Annotated in this window: 19 protein-coding genes; 11 read left to right on the top strand and 8 right to left on the bottom strand. The window is 58.2% G+C overall.

Features of this window, described 5'->3' with window-relative positions; genetic code table 11:
* The first annotated feature begins 1 nt into the window (after position 1).
* Genes AC1RQP_RS38030 through AC1RQP_RS38045 form a run of 4 tightly spaced genes read left to right on the top strand, consistent with a single transcriptional unit; the run spans position 2 to position 3,745 of the window.
* Positions 2–2,002, top strand: a complete 2,001-nt coding sequence (locus tag AC1RQP_RS38030; protein WP_492942739.1) for a 4Fe-4S binding protein — start codon at positions 2–4, stop codon at positions 2,000–2,002.
* Positions 1,999–2,511, top strand: coding sequence for a DUF3305 domain-containing protein (locus AC1RQP_RS38035; protein WP_492942686.1), 513 nt, complete (start codon positions 1,999–2,001; stop codon positions 2,509–2,511). The genes AC1RQP_RS38030 and AC1RQP_RS38035 overlap by 4 nt, the downstream gene beginning before the upstream one ends.
* Positions 2,498–3,100: a DUF3306 domain-containing protein gene (locus AC1RQP_RS38040; protein WP_492942688.1), complete on the top strand. Its 603-nt coding sequence runs from the start codon at positions 2,498–2,500 to the stop codon at positions 3,098–3,100. The genes AC1RQP_RS38035 and AC1RQP_RS38040 overlap by 14 nt, the downstream gene beginning before the upstream one ends.
* Positions 3,101–3,121: 21 nt before the next feature.
* Positions 3,122–3,745, top strand: a complete 624-nt coding sequence (locus tag AC1RQP_RS38045; RefSeq protein ID WP_492942690.1) for a TorD/DmsD family molecular chaperone — start codon at positions 3,122–3,124, stop codon at positions 3,743–3,745.
* Between the two features lie 279 nt (positions 3,746–4,024).
* Here the strand turns inward: AC1RQP_RS38045 and AC1RQP_RS38050 are convergent, their stop codons facing one another.
* From AC1RQP_RS38050 to wrbA, 5 genes are all read right to left on the bottom strand, one after another.
* Positions 4,025–5,632: an OprO/OprP family phosphate-selective porin gene (locus tag AC1RQP_RS38050; protein WP_492942692.1), complete on the bottom strand. Its 1,608-nt coding sequence runs from the start codon at positions 5,630–5,632 to the stop codon at positions 4,025–4,027.
* 456 nt (positions 5,633–6,088) lie between these two features.
* On the bottom strand, positions 6,089–7,069 hold the full coding sequence (locus tag AC1RQP_RS38055) for a cytochrome d ubiquinol oxidase subunit II (RefSeq protein WP_492942694.1): 981 nt from the start codon (positions 7,067–7,069) through the stop codon (positions 6,089–6,091).
* Positions 7,070–7,071: 2 nt separating this feature from the next.
* Positions 7,072–8,481, bottom strand: a complete 1,410-nt coding sequence (locus AC1RQP_RS38060) for a cytochrome ubiquinol oxidase subunit I (protein ID WP_492942696.1) — start codon at positions 8,479–8,481, stop codon at positions 7,072–7,074.
* A 271-nt stretch (positions 8,482–8,752) separates the two neighbouring features.
* The gene (rclC, locus tag AC1RQP_RS38065; protein ID WP_492942698.1) at positions 8,753–9,406 is read right to left on the bottom strand and encodes a reactive chlorine resistance membrane protein RclC; all 654 of its coding nucleotides are present in this window, start codon (positions 9,404–9,406) and stop codon (positions 8,753–8,755) included.
* A 1,323-nt stretch (positions 9,407–10,729) separates the two neighbouring features.
* Entirely contained in the window at positions 10,730–11,329 is a 600-nt protein-coding gene (gene wrbA, locus AC1RQP_RS38070) for an NAD(P)H:quinone oxidoreductase (protein WP_492942700.1), read from the bottom strand.
* A gap of 779 nt (positions 11,330–12,108) precedes the next feature.
* On the opposite strand from wrbA, the gene AC1RQP_RS38075 reads away from it, so the two are divergent.
* Both AC1RQP_RS38075 and AC1RQP_RS38080 read left to right on the top strand, forming a co-directional pair.
* Positions 12,109–12,327, top strand: coding sequence for a hypothetical protein (locus AC1RQP_RS38075; RefSeq protein ID WP_492942702.1), 219 nt, complete (start codon positions 12,109–12,111; stop codon positions 12,325–12,327).
* Between the two features lie 986 nt (positions 12,328–13,313).
* A complete protein-coding gene (locus tag AC1RQP_RS38080) occupies positions 13,314–13,676 on the top strand; it encodes a hypothetical protein (protein WP_492942740.1) in 363 nt (120 codons plus the stop codon).
* 1,564 nt (positions 13,677–15,240) lie between these two features.
* Here the strand turns inward: AC1RQP_RS38080 and AC1RQP_RS38085 are convergent.
* Both AC1RQP_RS38085 and AC1RQP_RS38090 read right to left on the bottom strand, forming a co-directional pair.
* The gene (locus AC1RQP_RS38085; RefSeq protein ID WP_492942742.1) at positions 15,241–15,444 is read right to left on the bottom strand and encodes a hypothetical protein; all 204 of its coding nucleotides are present in this window, start codon (positions 15,442–15,444) and stop codon (positions 15,241–15,243) included.
* Between the two features lie 614 nt (positions 15,445–16,058).
* Positions 16,059–16,514 (bottom strand): hypothetical protein, encoded by a 456-nt coding sequence (locus AC1RQP_RS38090; RefSeq protein ID WP_492942704.1) that lies wholly within the window; start codon positions 16,512–16,514, stop codon positions 16,059–16,061.
* Positions 16,515–16,609: 95 nt separating this feature from the next.
* Here AC1RQP_RS38090 and AC1RQP_RS38095 point away from each other — a divergent pair, with 95 nt between their 5' ends.
* On the top strand, positions 16,610–16,846 hold the full coding sequence (locus AC1RQP_RS38095; RefSeq protein ID WP_011084405.1) for a helix-turn-helix domain-containing protein: 237 nt from the start codon (positions 16,610–16,612) through the stop codon (positions 16,844–16,846).
* Between the two features lie 7 nt (positions 16,847–16,853).
* Here the strand turns inward: AC1RQP_RS38095 and ku are convergent, their stop codons facing one another.
* Positions 16,854–17,789, bottom strand: coding sequence for a non-homologous end joining protein Ku (gene ku, locus AC1RQP_RS38100; protein ID WP_492942707.1), 936 nt, complete (start codon positions 17,787–17,789; stop codon positions 16,854–16,856).
* A gap of 252 nt (positions 17,790–18,041) precedes the next feature.
* Between ku and AC1RQP_RS38105 the strand changes: the two genes are divergently transcribed.
* From AC1RQP_RS38105 to AC1RQP_RS38120, 4 genes are all read left to right on the top strand, one after another.
* Entirely contained in the window at positions 18,042–18,329 is a 288-nt protein-coding gene (locus tag AC1RQP_RS38105) for a hypothetical protein (protein WP_492942709.1), read from the top strand.
* A gap of 22 nt (positions 18,330–18,351) precedes the next feature.
* Positions 18,352–18,801 (top strand): hypothetical protein, encoded by a 450-nt coding sequence (locus tag AC1RQP_RS38110; RefSeq protein WP_492942710.1) that lies wholly within the window; start codon positions 18,352–18,354, stop codon positions 18,799–18,801.
* Positions 18,802–18,803: 2 nt separating this feature from the next.
* Positions 18,804–19,532: an SOS response-associated peptidase gene (locus AC1RQP_RS38115; protein WP_492942712.1), complete on the top strand. Its 729-nt coding sequence runs from the start codon at positions 18,804–18,806 to the stop codon at positions 19,530–19,532.
* Positions 19,533–19,656: 124 nt separating this feature from the next.
* Positions 19,657–19,929 carry a hypothetical protein gene (locus AC1RQP_RS38120; protein WP_492942714.1) on the top strand — a complete coding sequence of 91 codons (273 nt, stop codon included), beginning with the start codon at positions 19,657–19,659 and terminating at the stop codon, positions 19,927–19,929.
* Positions 19,930–21,054 lie beyond the last annotated feature (1,125 nt).

Here is a 21,054-nt window from a genome sequence, read left to right on the forward strand (position 1 = left end):
GATGCCGCTCAAGCCGGATGGCATTCGCCGTGGCTGCCGCCACGAAATTTCATCCGCGGTTCAACTGTGCGGCCGTGAAATCGATCGCTTCACAAGTGTTGCGTCAAGAGACACCCCTCTGACGGTGGCCTGCACGCAACAGGCTGCGCTTTTCACCGGCATTGCTGCAGAGATGGGTCGGACTAGACCGATACAGTTTGCCAATGTGCGCGAGCTAGCCGGCTGGTCCAGCGAGGGCGAGCGTGCCGCTCCCAAGATGGCAGCTTTGTTGGCCGCAGCGGCCGAGCCGACCTCAGAGCCGGAGACGGTCGATTTCGAAAGCCGTGGCGTTATTCTTATCTACGGCCGCGACGAGAGAGCGATCGAGGCTGGCAACCTTCTGAAGGATCACCTGGATGTCACGGTCTTGATCACCCCGCCAGCAGAGGTCGCACTATCTCGTAAGGTCGATTTTCCCACAGCGAAAGGGAAGATCCGTAGCGCTCGCGGGCATCTTGGTTCCTTTGAGCTTGTTGTCGACGAGTTCGCTGAGTCTACTCCTTCCTCGCGCGAAGCATTGAAATTTGGCTCGACGAGAAGCAACGCCCGATCGACCTGCGACATCATTCTCGACCTGACCGGGAGTGTTGCGCTCTTTTCGGCTGGCAATCTACGGGAGGGATATCTGCGCGAGGATCTGGGAGATCCAGCGGCTACGCTGCGAGCCGTGATGCAGGCGCGGGATCTTGTCGGAACCTTCCGAAAGCCGCGCTATATTAATTTCGAAGCCAAGCTATGTGCGCACTCGCGCTCGCAACGTCCAGGCTGCACACGATGCCTTGACCTCTGTCCGGCCGGCGCAATCACTCCATCAGGAAACCATGTTTCTATCGACCCCCATATCTGCGCAGGATGCGGTCAATGCGCTGCTGCCTGTCCGACGGGAGCCGCATCGTATGCCCTGCCACTAGCAGATGAGTTTGTTCGTCGCCTGCGCGCGATGATGGTCGCTTATCGGGATGCTGGTGGGACGCATCCAATGCTGCTCGTGCATGATGACTCGCACGGCGCACCGTTGATCGAATGTTTGTCCCGGTTCGGTGACGGATTGCCGGCAGATGTGTTGCCGATCGCTGTCAATGAAACCACGCAGGTAGGTCTAGAGACGATCGCCGCAGCATTCGCATACGGGGCGTCCAAGCTGCAATTCTTGCTTCCATCAAAACAGCCCCACGATCCTACGGGTTTGAGGCAGACGATCGCTTTTGCCGGCTCGATTCTTACCGGCCTTGGTTTTGGCCCTGAACGGGTCTCGACCATTGAGACAGATGACCCAGATTCTTTGCTTGACGCGCTTCGCGGAGCCGAGCCTCGTCCCGGCACGCCGCGCCCGGCGAGCTTTCGTCCCATAGGAAATAAGAGAGACGTTCTCCGCTTTGCGCTGGCTGAATTGCACCGCTCCGCTCCAAACCCTGTTGATATCGTCGCACTACCGCCTGGAGCGCCCCTCGGGAGCGTCGCGATCGACGACGCAAGCTGCACTCTATGTCTCTCCTGCGTGTCGGCATGCCCTACTCACGCGCTACGGGACGATCCAGAACGCCCGGTGCTCCGGTTTGTCGAGGATGCCTGCGTGCAATGCGGCTTGTGCCAAGCCACTTGTCCTGAGCGCGCCGTAACGCTCATACCAAGGGTCAATTTTGGCGCTGCAAACTCTCCAGCGCGCGTGTTGAAGCAGGAAGAGCCGTTCTGCTGCATTCGCTGCAACAAGCCATTCGGCGTAAGAAGCACAATTGAACGAATGATCTCCAAGCTTAACGGCAAGCATTGGATGTACGCGCCGTCGGCCCGGAGGTTGGACGCCGTTCAGATGTGTGGCGACTGCCGGGTCATTTTTGCCGCCGAACAGGGCTTCGAAGCATCCGGCGAAGCGGCTCCTCTTGTTCGGACGACAGACGATTACCAGCGCGAGCAAGCTGCAACTTCGTTAGCTGAAACGAAATTGGATGGAGGCGGCCCATGATATCGACCGCCCTGGCTCGCATTCCGGTGGGCATTGTCATCGAGCGGCACAACGCTAGAAGCGCCTGGGCCGACGTTCTGTGGCGACCAGTCCTGGTGTTGCAGGGAATGCCAACCGCAGCGCTTTGGGCTTCTCTAACGGGGGGTCACAAACGGTCGTTGTTCTATGCTGGGGCCGCAACTATCGAATTGCACCGTACTGAGACAACCAATTATCGCGAGAACCTCGCTTCAGACCGGCCCAGCGTATGGGTCAGCATGCGTCCGACGGCCGCTGAACCGCCTTACGAGCTGTGCGGGGTGACGGTCGACCCAGCAGAAGGCGAGGCATTTACGGACGCCGGAACAGACCTTGTCGAAGCTCTGCCGATGCCGTCCAGCATCTCTGAGATCGTTGAGCGGTTCGTCGCGGAGCATCACGTCGAGCGCCCCTTCGTCAAGCGGAGGCGCGATCAAAAGGGCTCGGCGTCAGGTCACGGGGCTGGCAGAGGATGCAATGAAAAAGGTTGAAAGTCGATTTCAGCGATGGATGCGGATGAAGCAGGCGTCGCTCGACCCGAAGCAGACTGTTCCTGAAGTGGCAGTTTCAACTAACATCCCAGCGCCGAGCTCGGTGGTTAGGCCGCTTGAGGCCTCAAGGTTGCCGCCCATTGAATCCATCACCGCCGATTCCGACGTCACCGCTTTCTTGGAGCCCGGTGTTCCGGCAGAACTCACCAGGGCCGCCTTGCGCCGAGCCTGGGCGATTGATCCCTCTATACGCGACTTCATTGGTATCGCTGAGAACCAATGGGACTTCAACGATCCGAATGGAATACCAGGCTTTGGCCCTCTGACGCCACTGGAAATCAGACCGAGTGCGGTCAATTCCCTAATTGCCACTAGCATCGAGCACCCTGAAGCTCCGCGCGCCCATGGCGAATTTTTCGTTGGCCCGCCCGGATTGGAGTCAGACCAGCTACTGCAGAAGGCGGAGATCGGTGCTTCGTCAACCGCTGGCGTCCAAAGCAACTCCGAGAAAACCCGAGTTGCCGAGAACCAGCTCCCTCTAGTTTTGTCTTCTACGCAACCGAAGCATGGCAGCGCACTGCCGAGCTGACGTAGCACGCGGATCAAGATCGTGGCGAAACAAGTTCTTTCCGAACCCAATATCGACGAACTAGACATCGCGCGTTCGCACGAATACGCATTGCTGGCCACTCTTCTTTCCAGGAGTCCCAGCGCGGCCCTATTGTCTGGTCTGATCCAATTGCGGGGCGACACCACGCCAATGGGACGAGCTCACTCGGCATTGGCCGGCGCAGCTTCCGAATCTGGGGTCAAAGCTATCGCACGCGAGTATTTTTGCTTATTCGCGGGCTTGAGTGAAGAGGGGCTATGGCCCTATGCCTCACATTACTTGGCCAATACTGTGTATGGACGTCCATTGCTCCGGCTGCGGCAGACACTTCGGTCCTTCGAGATCGAGAAAGCTCCTGACAGAACCGAGCCGGAGGACCACATAGGATTCCTCTTTGAGGTCATGGCAGGCTTGACCGGGGCGGAGATTCCGCAATCACCCGGCGCTGACCGACTCTTTTTCGAAAAGCATATCGCGCCGTGGGCGAGACAGTTCTTCGTCGACCTTGAAAGGTCAAGCATCTCCGCCTTCTATCGAGCTGTAGGTCTCTTGGGACGAACCTTCATCGAAGTCGAAACAGAAGCATTCGGGCTCGCGAGCCCGGCTAACCAACCTTTCCCATGACGCGTTCACTCCAGCAGAAAGTTCCGAAATGCGTGCTTTTTCTCTTGCTTGCCTAATGCTCATGCTTATCGCCGCTTCGTCCGCCGTGGTTCTCTGGGGGTATGTCCAGAATTCATCGACGAATGCATTTGCCGAGCCAAGTGCGAGAGTCGATTAGGGTGCGCCCGGTATAGCGTTCTGAAGTCGGCGAATGACCTCTCACAAGCTTCGGCAGGGCAAAACTGCGAGAGGTCGCCATCCGAGTTGGCGCCGATCCGTTCGTATAACGTTGCCGCCCTCTCAAAATGCGAACTGTGTGCGCAGCGCTACGGCGTCGAACTTCGAACCTACGTCGGCAGTTGCTACCGGCGAGGCCTGCCGCGACACGGTACCGTGCAGATAGTCCAGCATGAAGCGAACGTTGCCATTGACATACCAGTTGAGCGCGAGCGTATAGACCGTCTGCCGGCCGCCGGCGACGCCGCTCGCCGTCGCGAGCTGATCGTTGAGGTCGATCGTCGAGAAGCGCCCTGCAACCTCCCACGCGCCCAAGCCGCCGCCCTCGAGCGAGAATGGATTCGCCGGCTTGATCCCGCCATAGGCCGCGTTCGCCGCATTGTAGGATCGGCCCTCGCCGGTTAGCACATAGCCGGCCTGCGCGTAGCCGCCCTGGAACTTCAGGCTAGGCGCGCCGATCATTGGCACACCGGTGTTGGCGGTGCGATCGACATTGTACCAGAAGTACTCGCCCTGGACGATGAAGGGGCCGTACGTCGCCGCCGCCTCGACGCTATAGACCTGCGCGCCCGCGGCATTGGCGATGGCGCCGGTGGAGATCAGCGTGGTCGGATCGAGCCGCAATTCCGGACGATCGCTCAGCGTGACCGTCTGCGTATTGGCGATCAAATTGCGCGGCGGCTGGATCAGCCATTCCGCATTGGCGCCGATATGCACTGAGTAATCTTTGGCGCTGACGGGATTGCCGGCCACGCGCGCTACAGCGCCGTACTGCTCGCTCGTGCCCGGCGGCGAGACGCTCGAGGCGGAGTGGATTGCACCGGTCGAGGGCCCCGTGACATAGCCCCCGATCCAGAGTTGGTCGTTGAACCAGCGCGCGCCGGCAGCTGAGCGGAAGTCTCCCGCGGCGATGTTGGTTGCGATCACGCCGGGCGAGGCCCGCTCCATGAACATGATATCGTTGGAGCTCGTCGCTTCGTCGAGCGTGTAGGGTACATCCATAATGCCGGCCTCGATTGCCATCTTGCCGCCGAATGGCTTCAACCCTGTGTAGCTGAGATAGGCATTCTCCACGCCCGAGACGCCGCCGCCAGGGAGCGATCCGGGCGCGGCGCCTCCAAATCCATCAGACGAGCCGCCGAAATCGTACACCAGCGCGAAGTTCCAGTCGTTGAAGAACTTGCCGGTGACGCCGATACGCGCGCGGCGAACGTTTTGGCCGCTGTCGAGCTTTTGCGGCACCGTCGCCGCGGTGTTAGGACGATAGTCGTATCCACCTACGTCGTAATGCAGACGGCTGGTGACGGCGACGCAGTTCGCTTGGTCCGCGGTGCAAATCGTTGGCCGGTTGTTCGGCATCGTCACGGTGACAGCCGGGGTCGGCGCAGGCCCCTTGACGGGGATTGCCGCGTGAGCAGTGGCGACCGCGGCCTTTGCCTCCGAGCGCGCTTCGGCCTTGGCCTCCGCCTTTGCTTCGGCTTTGGCTGTGGCCGCCGTGTTTGCCGTGGTCTGGCTCTGAAGCTTCTCGAGCTTTTGCTCGAGCAGCTTCAACTGCTGCTTCAGCAGCGCAATCTCCTGTTCGCTGCTGCTTGCCGATTGGGCTTGGACTTGTGAGGTCGCCAGCGCGGCGGCAAGACCCAGTGCGGCGCTTGCATAATTTTTCCCGAGCATGTCAAACTTCCTCCGCTTGTTATGTGTGCACACCAATGGAAGCCGCTTTGATTGGCGGCTAAGCTTGGCATGATGCAAACCGACTATGCAACGCGACTTGGATGATTAGCTTGCACCTTACCACGCTGGCCTCCGGCATCGACAGAGGCAGTCGCCTAGTACGATGCGCCCGCTTCATGCGGCACTACGTTCGCAGCGATGAAATCCATCACGGTCAGGATGTCTGCTATACGCACCTCGCACAGCCGGACTCTCACGAGCGGTGCTCCCTTGTTGTCGAGCCGATTGGGTCAAATTCTGCTGTCCCTTCGGTCTTTCGCCGTGAGCCGAGCAGGCCGGCTGGAGGAGTATCGAATTCTTGCCGCCGTCGGATACACAAACCGGCGCACCACTGCCGACTCCCACGATCTGGCCCGCTCGCAGTAGCTGGCTCCCATTTCTCAGCCTTAGTTGACGTTATTCGTGATGTATCACGGCCTTGCCCCGGAATACGTGATATCCAAGAGCCACATAGACCAGCATCAGCGGGAAAACGAACAAGCCTTCGCCCCAAAACATGAAGGCCAGGCTTGAATATGGGGCGGCGGCCTCCTGGATCGTGAGCACAAATGGAATCATGTAGGGCCAGAACGAAAGCCCGAGCGTTGCAAAGGCGGCCACAAAGATCAGTGCAACCAGTCGAAACGGCCAATGATCGTTGTGGTCAACGATACTTCGCGCGAGCATCGCGGCCGCGGCAACACCGACTAAAGGAAAGACAAATAGATACGGTCGGTCGAGCCAGCGATGTAAAATCTCTAGCCGCTCGGCGAGAGAGTACGCAAATATAGCGACAAGAAATATAAGAACTCCAATTGCAAGCGGCGGAATCTGCTCCTGTACCGAACGATGGATCGCGCCCTCGCTCTTTCCCACCAGCCAACTCGCACCAAGCAGGGAGTAGCCAAGGCACAGGCCGACGCCGCACAGGGCGGAGAACGGGGTAATCCAGCCGGCAGGACCACCTGAGTATTCGCGATCCACAAAATGCAATCCGTGGACCATGGCGCCAACCATCGTTCCTTGCATAAAGCTCGCGGCAAACGAACCTACGACAAAGCTGACGTTCCAGACCCATTTTGACGCCAGTGACTTGCTCCTGAATTCGAAGGCAACGCCGCGCAAAATCAGGCCCAATAACATAACTAGAACCGGAATATAGAACGCCGAAAGCAGCATTGAATAGGCAAGAGGAAAAGCGCCCCACGTGATCACGCCAGCTACGACCAGCCACGTTTCATTGCCATCCCATACTGGAGAAATCGTCGCAAACACAGCATCGCGCCTTCGCTCGCTCTTGACCAGACCGAACAACATGCCGATGCCAAGATCGAAGCCGTCCAGAATGAGATAGATCAGGACGCTGATAGCAAGAAGCGAGGCCCAGAAGTTCACCACGGCTATTCTCCCGGATCCCTTTGAAGGGACATTGTTGAAGCGCCCTCTGCGAACGACATTGGCCGATTTGGAGCGGCGCTTTGTACTCGTCGTTCGTTAAGCTCCCCGGGTCCAGCAAATAGCAGGCGGTAAATGTAGTACGTTCCAAACGAAAAAATGAAAACGTAAATGCCGACAAACACCATCAGCGAGGTTAAAGCGACGGACGCTGTGAGAAACGGGGTCAGCGCGTCAGCGGTCCGCAGCAGTCCATAGACGGTCCAGGGTTGTCGTCCCACCTCAGCCGTGTACCAGCCGGTTAAGATGGCAATCCAGGGCAGAGGGAAGCTTAGAAAGATGCACCACAGGGCACGGCGCCTCTGCTCAAGAGCTTGTCTTATGCTCAAGGCCAGACCCAACCAAGAAACTGCGAGCATGATAATTCCGCAACCGACCATAATGCGAAAAGCGAAAAAGGTAATCGCGACTGGCGGGCGGTCCTGCGGCGGGAAGCTGGCTATCCCGACCTCCTTTGAGGTGAGGCTCAGACTTCCGATAATGCTTCCCAAGACCGGCACCGCGACTTCGTACCGATTTGACTCGGTTTCTGCATTGGGGATCGCGATCAATACCTCCGAGGCCGGCTGCTGATCATGCCACCTGCCCTCAATGGCCGCGAATTTCGCTGGCTGGAAATCGTGAACGTAGTCACCAACAAGATGTCCGACGTAGAGCTGAGTTGGCAGGAGCGTGGCAGCTAACGCAAGACCCATGCGCAGCATCACGAGCGCTTCGCTCCGGTGAATATGCCGCAGCAGATACCAGGCGCCAGTAGCCGCCACGCAGAACGCGCCCGTCAGGTAAGAGGCCAAAAGCATATGCGGAAATCTGGTCCAAACCACGCGATTGAAAATGATCTCCGACCAATCATCCGGTACAAATTGGCCTTCCCGCAGGACGTATCCGACGGGCACTTGCATCCAGCTGTTGTTCACCATGATCCAGAACGCGGAAATCGCTGTACCGAGCGCGACCATTGCGATCGAGAAAAGATAGAACCACGGGGGCACACGAGGGCGTCCGAAGATAAGGATGCCGAAGAAGCCAGCCTCCAGCGCAAAGGCCGTAAAGGTCTCGTATGAAAGGAGTGGCCCCTGAATGGGACCAGACATTCTCGAGAGCACGCTCCAATTCGTTCCAAATTGGAATGCCATCACGACTCCCGAGACGACACCCATCCCAAACGCTACGCCAAAGATCTTCAGCCAGAACTCAAACAACGCGCCGTATACGTTCTTTCCTGTGTACATGTGCATCGCTTCGAGCACTGTCAGCCAAGCAGCCAGACCAATCGTGAAGGCAGGGAAAATGATGTGGAATGAAATGGTGAATGCAAACTGCAAGCGGGACAGAAGAAGCGCCGTCGGATCCATTCACCACTCCTTGCTTATTCCACCCGTTCAGCCTTTAAGATGTCGCTAAGGCTCGCGCCACATCTGGCCACGCAAGTGCAAGCGATACGACCGCCTCGCGCATCAGGTGCCTTGGATTGACGTTGCTTGTAAACTGATTGCGCTCGCTGCTCGGTAGACGAGTGACCGGCTATCTTGACAGGCGGCCTGCGATTTCGTCCGAGCAGAGCAACATGCAACGCAACGTTACCTTGCCATTCCGAAATCATCAGACGCTCGCATATACACTTTGTTATAGATGCGAGCCCCCACGCTGCGCGGCATGCACGATAGCTGTGGCGGACCCAACCGCGCGACTGTGGAGGGCGTCGCGCACCGAATCGACGACGACCAACCACGATCCGGCGAATAGCGCCACATCCTTGATGACCAATCGTCCGGCGCCAGAAAGGTATGGAAAGCCATACTGTCCATCCCCAAGATCAGGGACCCAAGCTTCCGGAGTCGTGAACAAGAATGACAGGGTGACAATTGGCGTCAGGAACGAAAGAACGGCTCCAAGGAGTCCGTAGCGGGCCGACGCCAGACCGACCAGAGTGAGAAGACCGATGGCCACCTCGACAATTCCAAGTCCTTGCGAAAAGCCGTAGGTGTTATTCTTCGTTTGCCACTCCCGTTCGGCAGCGACGAATTGCCCTTCTCGCGTGAGATGGGCCTTGTATTGTTCTGGGTGGTTGTAAAAAAGTTGCATCACTGGATTATTTGCTACGAACGGCGTGATGCTGTCCGCCTCATAGGGGACGAATTTGAGCGCCCCGATCCACAGGAAAATGATTGCGATTGCGACGCGCATTGCCTGGATGCCAAGTTTCTCGGACTGGCTTCCGGCAACCCAGTGCACCGCATGAAGAACTTCTTCTCTTACTCTTACTGCTCGGTCACTCATGCCAACTCCTTTCGCTCTGCCGGGGCAAGTGGCGCTGAGAGTGCTACATCACCTCTCATAGAACACCGGCGACGTCTCGCTCGCGCCGTGAGCACTCCAGAGGCGGGTGCTTTAGCCCGGAGTAGACGGCATGACGATAATCAGGACTGACCCACTAGTGGAAGTGAAGTTGGTGCTCTTATCGGTTGAATGGCATTCACTTGTCGCGCCGCACTCCAATCGGGAGTGAACTTCTCCCGGCCAAACGTCTTCGCGGTCTTCCTCGTGACACTTTACTCCAATTTGAGATTCAATAGTTCTGCCCAAGCGCGATGTACTTCACGAGCAAGATCCCGGCGGGGACGGCAGCGATAGCAGACGCAATCACCGCAATGAACGCGGCGGCGTACGTCGCTAAGAATCGTGACCGAGGCGCTTCAATTTTAAACAGGTGACGGAGATTGCGTCTTCCTTGCCGTGATGGGATCCGCCTCATCGTGGTGCCTCGAATGGCTGTTGTTGTCTGTGTGGTCGCGTTGAACAGCGCGTCTGGGCCAGACGTCGAACTTCGCTGGAACGCGGAGGACGCTCTGCGTAATTTCACATCGACGGCTTGGGAGCTCGCGTTAACCGAGCTTGCCGCGTTTCCCTGCCCGCACCAGCCGCGGAGCCATCGTCCATTCATCAGAACTGTCGCAGATCCTGTTGCCAGGCTCGCAGGCTGCACGCGGGTGCGCTCCGCTTCAATCGCTGGGTCTAAGGATATACTGGCTGGTTTGGGAGCCTTCCTGGGTTGAGGGACACCTCCGCGGCGGCTTTGATTGTGTCGACCGAGCCGGGATGCGTTCGTTGAGGCCCACGCGTTCTCGATGCCAGCTTATTCGGGAGGAAGCCGCAATGAGGAGCATGCAATCAATCGTGACGTGAGGGATCGACAATAGTCTTAGATGCTCCTCCAGGCGCCGGTTGCATATCCGGTGGGGTTCCGCCTTGCGGACTGGACGCCGGTGCGCCACCGGAACCGGTCGAAATGGGACCGGTCCATCCCTGAGGTTGAAGCTGCCCCTTGTTGTCGGGTAGCACTGTCCGTCCCGTGCTGTAGGTAGAGTCGCCTGGCCGGCCCTCCTCCGTTCCGACTTGCGCGGCAGCACCGTAGCCCTCAAACCCAATAATGAAAGTCAGGCATGAGGCACACGCTGCCAATCTTCGAATTAGTCTATCCAGCATGGATCCTCCTGAGAGCAAACATGCGTGCACCTTCCGCAAAACGCTTGTGCGGTTAGGCCCGGTGAGCACCTAGATCAACTCGGTCTCCGCCGCGAACGCATAACGGGGGCTTTCTCGCTAAGTACGTAGTTTCTTGGCGATCTCCGCTATCGCACGCCCTTGATAGCGCGCGCCGGAGAGTTCGTTTTCTGATGGCTGGCGAGCGCCGTCGCCGCCGACGATTGTGCTGGCGCCGTAAGGAGAGCAACCCGTCACCTCGTCAAGTCTCATCTGGCCAGTGAAGCCATAGTTGAGGCCGACAACGGTCATTCCAAAGTGTAGCAGGTTGGTGATGATCGAGAACAGCGTTGTTTCTTGGCCGCCATGCTGGGTCGCACTCGATGTGAATGCGCCACCTACTCTCCCATGTAGCGCGCCCTTAGCCCAAAGTCCTCCGGCTTGATCGAGGAAGCTGGCCATCTGCGAAGTCATGCGGCCAAAGCGGGTACCTGTCCCCACAATGAGGGCGTCATAGTTTGCCAACTCATCAATCCTCGCAACTGGCGCTGGCTGATCAAGCTTGTATTTCGAAGATCTTGCAACATCGAGGGACAGCAATTCCGGGACGCGTTTGACGTCCACTGTCGCACCAGCCTCACGTGCGCCATCCGCGATAGCGTTTGCCATGGCTTCAATATGTCCATAGGCTGAATAATAGAGGACGAGAACCTTTGTCATGTCGATTCCAATGTTTAGTGTGAGCAAGTGGCAAACTCACCTGCTCTTCAGCCATCCGCACACGAGCTTCGACGCTCCAGCTCGGCAAGGTCAGAGCAGCGGCAAACTTCATTTTGGCTATTGCGCTCGAGGTTCGTCTGCGCAACCTCCAGTCCATCACCACAAGGCTATATTGCACTTCCTGGTCGCGGGCGGAATTGAAATGATTTCAATCGCGGAATGCGACCCGTGCACATTCCGAGATGCTCTTAAGGCGCCGGGCTGCTATCACCATCAAGGCAAGCGCGTTCACTCGGCTTGAAGCTTCACAAACGTCAGCGCGAGATAACCAGCCGCGCTTGGTCATTTTGCCCGGCTTCGCTTCTCGCATTCTTCCAATCCATGTACCTTCGCCTCAAACTCACCAGGATCGCGGCAATAACCACGTTCGTCGGCGGTTCGATGAAAGCATTGGTCCGTTCGGTAGAAGGGGTGTCCTGTCAACCTAGCTGAAATTGCTCGGCTTTTTTGGCGCCGCCGAGACCTATCTACGATACTAACCACGGTCCTGCGGCCAACCTCGCGACCGTCGTTTTCGGCCATCTCGAGCAGCGCGCCAGCCTTGCCGGGCACCCCTGCTCTGCTCTGCTCTGCAAGATCGTAACACGGCGGCCCCATGGGCGCGGATCAGACTCCGGCCGGCTACACCGTCAACTACCTACCCCTTTTTAGCTGTAGCGTTTTCGACCACTTCAGATCAGGTTCGAGTCCTGAAGGGAACTCTAGTCAAGAGCGTTCTCATGGCTCCCTCTCCATCCATCGTGCCGCAGAGTGCGGGCAACCGCGATGTCTACATTGTGCTTGAGGACTTCGGCGGCCGTTTGGGACGAGCCTGGTCCGAAACGGCAGGAGAGGACGGCAATCGTGCTACTCTGCTGCGCGACCTCATCGAAGGCCATTACATTCGTCCAGCTCGCATCGTCGCCTTCAACACGACCGAGGATGGTCGCGCGATGTGACCGCGGATATCGCGGATGAGCTGCGCCGTCGCTTCGTCGAATTCGAGGATGTAGCGCCCTCCATGCTAGAATTTCTTGAGAGAGCGGCAAAGCACTGAGCGATTTTTCGCAAAAACGCAGTTGAGTGTTTCCTTTGCCTGCCCCCTTTTCCACACCTACGACCCGCAGCTCAGCGGCCTTCCAAGCCGCCCAAGACGGCCGCATGCGCGCCATCCTCATTCAAGCTGAAGGCCACTGTCAGCGAGTTCGGCGCTGAGTCCGAATACGCCGTAGCGCAGAGCTGGCTCGAACTACACGAGAGCGGCACCTTGGCGGCTGCTACACCCGGCGCGGATCTGATCAGTTAAGAGATGAGTGTCAAAGACAACCATCCCGTCAAGAGCACGCAGAAACCAATTCCCATAAGGCAATGCCAGGCGCATCGGGCTTCCCTCCGAAACGCGTAATATCGCTCAAGCCTCGCATGCGGCGAGGCACATAGCTACGAATCTGGGGTCGTAATCGGCCTAGCGGGCTGCCGGACGTTGGAGTTGAGCAGCCTGTCGCGAACCATTTCGGCGAGAGCGGCGACCTATGTAAGTATTGCCGCCCTAATTGCTTTCGGCCATGGAGCCTCAAATGATTGACTCCGCGACCTGCCATCACGCATCCGAACACTACAAAGCACTTTCCAAAGCGCCGGGCATTTCCGCGGCCCGGGCGTCCGTTTTGAAGAATATCGCGAGGAGCTTTGCCGGCTTGGCCACGCAATTGGATAGACTGGCAGCACTCAGAAGAGACGAAGCGCGGACGGATAATCGGCCCCGGTCTGTCCAGCGGGAGCAGCCATGAGTGATCAGCCAGGAGCTTCAGGAACGAAGTTCTGCCGACCAGATTGTCAGTCTCGCTGGCTCTCGCCGAGCCGGCCGAGCGGCCCCGGCCTACCTCAAAAGCCCCCCTGCCAGCCGGGGCCGTCTCTGCGCCTTCGGTAGTATCGGAGTATGCGTTTGCGTTCCTCTCCCTCGATTGTGCCAACCGATCGTCTCGATCGTGAGATCTATCTGGTGCTGGAAGACTTCGGGGCACGGGCCGGCTGCGCGTGGCGAGAGACCGAAGAGCAGGACACCGATCGCGAGACGGTGCTTCGGGACATCATCTCCGGCCAATACGCCTACCCACTCAGGATCGTCGCGTTCAACGCGGCCGAGGGCTGGTCCCGCGACGCCACTGAGGACATCGCTTATGCTCTGGCGGATCTAGCTGGCCGCGATGGGCTTGACCTTTCGCCCGCGCTGCAAGCTTTCGTCCAAGCCAATTCCTCGCGTCCATACGGCTTGCAACTCGCGCTGCCGCTGCGTGACGTCGCCTGAGCCTGCTCATGGATGAGCGAGGCTGGGGTCGGAGGCAGAAACAATCGGCCCCGGCTAAAAGTGTTTTGTTCCCCAAAGACTCGCCATGAAACCATTTTCCTGTGTCGTGAAGTCGGCCTGAAACAAGCGAGGCCTAGCTTACTCTCTGCCAGCGCATGCCCATAAGGGGAACCACCTCTATGATCAGCCCAACGTGGACTCGCAAAGCGCGCAAGCTCGTTATCGCAAATTTGCTGATCGGCGCGGCCGCTCTGTTAGGATTGACCGCTTACGAACCAGTCTCGACCGTCGTCCTCGGCAGTGAATGGAAATGCAGCAGAGCGGCATTTGTCGTAACGACGTGTCATCACGTCGCAGAGGAAGTCATAGTACAAAAAACGGCCGCTCTCGATTGACCGGGCCATCTGCCCAAGCGCTGATTGTCAATGCCCAAATTCGGCAACGCGACTGAAGAGAGCCAACGCGGGACGTAGCCCCCGCGCTGTTGTTGTCATCGCTTCAACCTTCGACGATGCGTCATGAGCCGCAGCCGGTCGCGCATCCCGTGCGGTCTGCGGCGGCGCTTCGTCTTGCCCCGCGTCTCGCTGTTCCAGCGGGCGTCGTACTCTTTCCAGTGCTATCAGCATCTCGGCCGAATGAAGCACTGCAAATCTCAGATGATCGTGCTCGTTGCTCGCGTCGCGTCAGCTTGCGCAATTGCGCGTCCCGCCGCCGGCACACGCCCTCCGTAACGATCTCGGCCACGGTCGAATTGCGCCCGTGTGCTCGGCGATCCAGGCACATCGAGAATGCGATGCGACTCGAACCAGACCTTTGAGTCTGCTGTGAATTCCGAACAGTTGAGAACAGCATGCTGGCGGAAAGGGGTGTCTGTCAAATCTACTGAAATTGCTAGTCCTTTTTTTCGCCTAACCCGCGAGCAATCTACGGTCCTGGCCACGGTCAATCTTGCAGCTTCGCGACCGTAGCTTTGGGCATCTCGAGCAGCGCTCCGGCCTTCGCAGGCGCCCTACTCCTCTCCGCCAGATATCCGACAGATGGGCTCATGCGCGAGCTCAACGATGTCGTACGCCCCATTCCGCCGATCAGACTCCGGCGGATCGACCGCCGTCGAGCCCTGCCGGCCTGCCAAGCTAGGCCGCCGAATAGGCGCGCAGACCCAGAAGGTCACAGAGGCGGCGCGCGCCGAGGCCCAACCATAATCACATGGTTCGGCGCACGCCCTCCCCTAGGAGCGCTGGTACGCGGCACCGATTAGGCCAGCATGTATGCGGCTCCCGGTTACACTCGATACTTCGCCATAGCTGCGCTAGTCCTAACGATCTACGTGCTACCGCATAGGGACATCCGCAGGTGTCCGAAACTGTGAAGAAGCGTACCCAGCTTAAGAACCCCCCACCAAGACCAAGCGCAACAAGAAGGGCGAACAGTTCATGGCCGTCAAGAAGAGCGCGGTGAAGTACAAGGGTGTTCGCAAGGAGAAGTAGTGGGCAAGCTCGTCATTATCGCCGCGATAATCCTGACGCTCTTGATTGCGTTTGCCGCCTGGATAATCGCGATGTGATCAGTGGCGGGTCTCTCCACCCTCGATCTCTTCAATGATTCCTTCGATGTCCGGCGTGTCTTCGCCGTTTGCTCTGTTGCACTTGCAGAGCATCCCGGCGCCGCATTGGCTGCCGCCTTCCATTTCAGCCCACGCTCTGTCGGGGTGGTTTTCACAGACCCATCCCAGGCCTTGGCAGATGGTGCATTTTACATCGGTCATCATCGCCAAGCCGGTCACGCCGCGGGCCGTTCCAAAGAAAATGCCCTCGCTTGGGAAAGCGAGGGCCGGAGTTTTCCCTGAGAGTCGTTTTTTAGCTATTCGAATTACGTCGGTGACTGAAGTCCCGGCGAGTGCGCCCAGTCGTCCAGGTGTGACGCTACATCGGCCTGACGGGCCTTCTTGATGAGAGCGTCCTTTTCCGGTCCAGGCGGAAGTTTGGCGGCCTGTTCAAGAACACTCGTGGACCAAGCCGCAAGTCTGTCCTGCAAGGTTATCTGCTGTTTGAAACGACGCCGCTTTTGCATGTCGCTCCTCCCATTGTTTTTCCCACCCGGTGCTACTGGACGGAGAGTAACGAAAACAGGGTCGCAGAAAGAACTGGGCTACTTATACGCTTTCTTCCGGAAGCTTAATTTCACCAATGAAATCGTGGATTTACTGATCTTGCCAACAAAACTTTATCTATTTTTGACATCGCGCGCGACTGCGAAGGACCACGACGCGTAGCGGAGATTTGCTCTTCATTTTCGCCAAGATTTGCCGAGTGGCGCTGATAGGCTTGGCAATTGAGCTCGATCAGGCGACGGGTCTTCCGGCGAGGGAGCGACAGGAGATGGCTACTCGACAGCGCGGCCACCGTACCGCGACTCTTCATCCTGAACAAAGCGAGCCAACGCTTCTCTTACAACGCTAGTCGATTCTTGTAGTTTTTGAAGCATAGTCCTCAAGTTCGCGATGGTTGCTTCCTCCATATGAAGATTTTGAGGCGTGAGAGTTGCTCGGATGAGTTGGTCGAGCGGCATTGGGGAAATTGATATTCCCGCAGAAGCCTTGCCGTATTCAAACGATGACACGGCGATCAGATTGCCGTCCGGGGTAAGTCTGCACGACGACGTCAAGTTAGATGAAACTGCTTCTTCTAACAGCAAAGCGGGAATTTCGATCGCCGCGACAACGGTCCCGGTCTCACCGTCTCTGTATCCAAACCGATAAAGATCATCCGCCGTTTGCGTATTTCCAAGGCACACGCGTTCGGCAAAGGGTTCAATTGCTTGTCGAGCAGCAAGAGCCAATAACTTAACTCCGTCAACTTCCCCGCCCCATGAATACCTAATTTATCGGTATCTGAAAAGTCGTTCTATGTGTCTGGCCCCCTTTCGGAGGCTAGATGCCCAAAACGGTTACCTCGCCCATTCAAAAGAAGCTCGCCGCAATGTTGGTTGAGCTGAGAAAGGGTGCGGGACTCCGTCAGGTTGATCTGGCCAATAAACTTGGGGTCTACCAATCCTGGGTAACCCATCTTGAATCTGGGCAACGTCGAATAGACGTCGTTGAGCTGATCGAGTTGGGGCGAGCAATTGGCTTTGACCCCGCCGAGGTCGTTCGGAAACTCAATAAGCGTTAGGGACAAGCTAAGCAGATCGACGTTGCGATTTTGCCGGCTGCTTCTTCGCAGAAGTCTCCTTTGCCTGCTTTTTGCCGACAATGGGCATCAGCATCTCTTTCTGACCGCTTGCGGCCTTGCGGGGCTTCTTGGCCGACTTCTTCGAAACATTTGCAGGCTCGGTCGACTTTTCCCTCCCGACGCTCTGTCGTAACGCCTCCATCAGATCCACGACGTTCTCACCCTTTGGCCGCTCTTTGGGACGGATCGTCTTGCCGGCGCGCTTTTGGTTGATCAGTTCGACCAGTGCGCTTTCGTAGTGGTCCTCGAACTTTTCAGGATCGAATGTGCCTGCCTTCTGGGTCACGATGTGCTTGGCGAGATCCAGCATGTCTTTGGTGACTTTAACGTCCTGGATCTCGTCGAAGTATTCCTGCTCGCTGCGAACCTCATAGGGGTAGCGCAGCAACGTTCCTACGAGCCCCTTTTCCATCGGCTCAAGTGCAATGATGTGCTCGCGATTGGTCAATACGACGCGGCCAATGGCGACCTTGTTCAGTTCACGGATGGTCTCGCGGATCACCGCGAAGGCGTCGTGGCCGACCTTGCCGTCCGGGCGAAGGTAGTAGGGTCGGATCAGGTAGCGCGGGTCGATGTCTGACTTGTCGACGAACTCATCGATTTCGATCGCTCGGGTCGATTCCAACGCGATCTCTTCGAGCTCTTCCTTCGTCACCTCAATGAACTGCCCCTTCTCCAGTTCATAGCCCTTGACGATGTCTTCGTTGGGCACCTCGTCGCCCGTGTCTTGATCCACCTTGATGTACTTGATGCGGTGGCCCGTCTGCCGATTGAGCTGGTTGAAGGAGATCTTCTCGGACTCAGAAGTCGCTGGGTACAGCGCCACGGGACAAGTCACGAGGGACAGACGTAGGAAGCCTTTCCAGTTGGCGCGGGGGGCCATTTACGCAGAACTCCATGGTGGGCCGCTCGGACTCAAGACGATCGAAAGCGGCTGGTTCCGACAATGTCCGGGCAAATAAATCTGCCTGTCTCCTTTGGTCGGACTCGACTTTTGTTCTCTTTATGTTCTAATTCCGTCATGAACGATCGACCTGCGAGTTGGCGAATGCCCTCCCCGAAACAGATGGAAAAGCTAGCCGCCTCAATGGGAAAGGGAGCCATAAGAGAGGGGTCACTCGCTCCCAAGGACGACATGCCGGACGAATACTGGCGCGCTCTGCTCGACGCCTATGACCAGACAGCGGCCTCGGGACGTTCGAGCCCCGGCCAACGCCTCTGCGAGATGCCGCAGCATGTCCTGCGGGTTTCCTGCCGCAGGTGTGAGCGCATTGTTGAGATCCAGAAAGTGGACGCCATTCGTCTCTACGGGCAACAGGCGAACTGGAAGGAGGTCGCGCAACGTTTGCTGGACAACACATGCCAGAACCGAACCGGCCGCCACGAGGAGGACGGCTGCTGGCCGGCCTTCGGGCCCGTTTGACCGATCACGTGCGTCGCCCCGGATGGCTCCGAAGCATCACCCGACGCCGCTCTCTGGCGGCGACCGGAAGGCCCTTGGCAAGGAGCTCGGCAAGGCACGCGCGATGACCACCATCCTGGCCGAGCAGTCCACAGCGGCTCGCGCCAAGGGTGAAGCACTGATCGAACAGGCGGATCGCCTCCTGTGTGAGAGCTGGAACGAGCGCATGTGGGCGAATGGCGAGCCGATCGATCCTTCGCCGGCGATCGATCAGGCGATCAACGGCGGTTATCCTTGGCTGGAGATCCAATGCTCCCGCTGCAAGACCCGGCGTGACGTTGATCTCGTTGTATTGCCGCACGCCTCCACAACCTTTGTCCATGACCTGGCCGGCAGGCTCCGGTGCAACAAATGTGCTAAGGCGGGACGCCGTCCTGTGGCGACGCTGCTGCAGCTCGTGCGCCGACCCCGCCCCGCTGTTTCAGAGACGTGACGATGTGCAATCTCTACTCGATGACCAAGAACGTTGACGCGATACGTCAGTTATTCGGAGCGTTGAACAGCCGCGTTGGCAATCTGCCAAGCATGCCGGGCATCTTTCCCGACTATCCCGCGCCCATCGTCCGCAACGCCGCAGACGGACGCGAGATCGTTATGGCGCGGTGGGGAATGCCTTCGTCCCCGAAGGCCTTGATGGACGCCACGAAGAAACGAGCAGAGAAGCTTGAGGCCAAGGGCAAGCAGGTCGACTTCAAGGAGCTGCTCCGAATGGAGCCAGACTCAGGGACAACCAACATCCGTAATACGAAAAGCAGCCACTGGAAGCGGTGGCTCGAGCCGGCAAATCGTTGCCTGGTACCCATCACCAGCTTCAGCGAGTACGACACCATCGATGGAAAGAAGGTTCCCGTCTGGTTTTCTCCCGATGAGAGCCGTCCCCTGCTCGCGTTCGGCGGGATCTGGACCAACTGGACGTCTGTGCGAAAGGCAAAGGAAGGCGAGGTCACGGCTGATGTCTTTGGGTTTCTGACCTGTGATCCCAACGCAGAAGTGAAACGCGTTCATCCAAAGGCGATGCCGGTTATCCTCACGACGATCGAAGAGCACGACACCTGGATGCGCGCGCCCTGGGACGAGGCAAAGGCGCTGCAGCGGGCGCTCCCGGACGGCGCGCTGAAGATCGTGGCGACGGGCGAGAAGGAAGACCCAGCCGCGGCGTCCTAGCGTTGTGCACAAGATGGCGGAACACGTGGACAATCGCCAGTGCCGACGATTTGGAATCCCTGCCCTGTGTTAACCGGCCGGAACGAGGGCGAGAGACGAGGATTCGTCTCGGTGGAGCCGATTCATGCTGATGTCTAAGGAAAGACGGCCTGCGATCCGAACGCTGCGCGGTTGGGCCATTTCGGTCCTCAACGAAGCCGGAGCCATCAGGGAGTGCGGGGAGCACGGCTGGATGCAGGATCGCGGCGACCCGCACGCCCATGAGCGAGCGTTCGACTTCGCACGGCAGAATCCACCGGAGGGGTATTCTCCGGAGGTCGCCGCGGTTGCGATCGCCGAAGTCCTGGAATCGATCGGCGATACATGCCCGGAGTGCCCGGCCGACGAGATTGTCTAAGGTTGCGACAAGCCGACCGTAAAGACCTCCACGACATGAATGGCACAGTCTTCAGGCGCGACGATGAAGCGAAATTCTGGTGATGATCGCCAGCGCTGCGCTCAGTGAGTTCTGGCACCGGCGCGGTCAACCTTGACCTCGCATAGGTCGCGCGGCGTGTTCTCACGCACGCCCCGGAGCGCCAGACATAGCGCAGTGCGGACAACGCGCGACCCGCCCGCTTTACATCGGATTCGTCGTCGATCGCTAGCGCGGCTCGCGTCCGGCGTTGAACGTGCCGGCGATTTGTGAGGCCAAGGACAAGCAGACGCAATTGCGCAAGTCCGCCATCGCGTTAGGTCGAACGTGGCGACAGCGAGTATACTGAGAGCGCCAAATCTTGGATGTGCAGACAACGGCTTAAGCACGCTGTAGCGGCAGTGCTTTTATCTTGCATGTCGGCCCTGCTCTTTCTTGACTAACTCATGCTTCTTCTCTTTGCTGCGACGAAGTCCGCTGATGCACGCGCCAGCACTCCATTCGCCAGCAATTGAGCTGGAAAAAGAAACGATCGTAGCCCTGAAATTGCCAACAGCGCACGTCGGGCGAGCCGGTTTGCTGACGCACTTTAGGAGGCCGGCGCTCAACGGAAACACGAAAAATCCGGCCGCTCAGAAGGTCCGAATCGACGAAATCGAAGCGCCTTGACGCGTGTAGATTGACGCAGATTTTGCTGCCGACGGCGTCGATTTTTCTCTGCTTTACCCTTGTCCTGAGTCTCCCGAACGCTCATTCCCAGGGCCCAACACGCTCTCGGCACTCGCGGCGATTTGCGACAAAATGCGTTCGGGTCTGCGATAATCCCTTAATAGCGCCTGCAGAAACACGTCGGCTGGTGGCCGGTTTATTGCGAAAAAGCTGCCCCGACTTCGCAGTTGGCGAGCGAAACCCCACTGTCTCCACGCTTGCGATAGCGATCGTTTACCCGAAGGGCCGAGACACCCCTAGGGTGGCTCGGTGAGGAGCGAAGCGACGAGTAGAGCGCGGGCCGAAGGCATCGCCCATAAGCCTTCAGCACGCAATATTCGCATTGCTCCGCGAACTCTTGCCCATAACAGCGAGGGTCCTTTCAACGCTCAGAACTAC

Source organism: Bradyrhizobium sp. GW821-FHT13H06 (genome assembly GCF_058803975.1).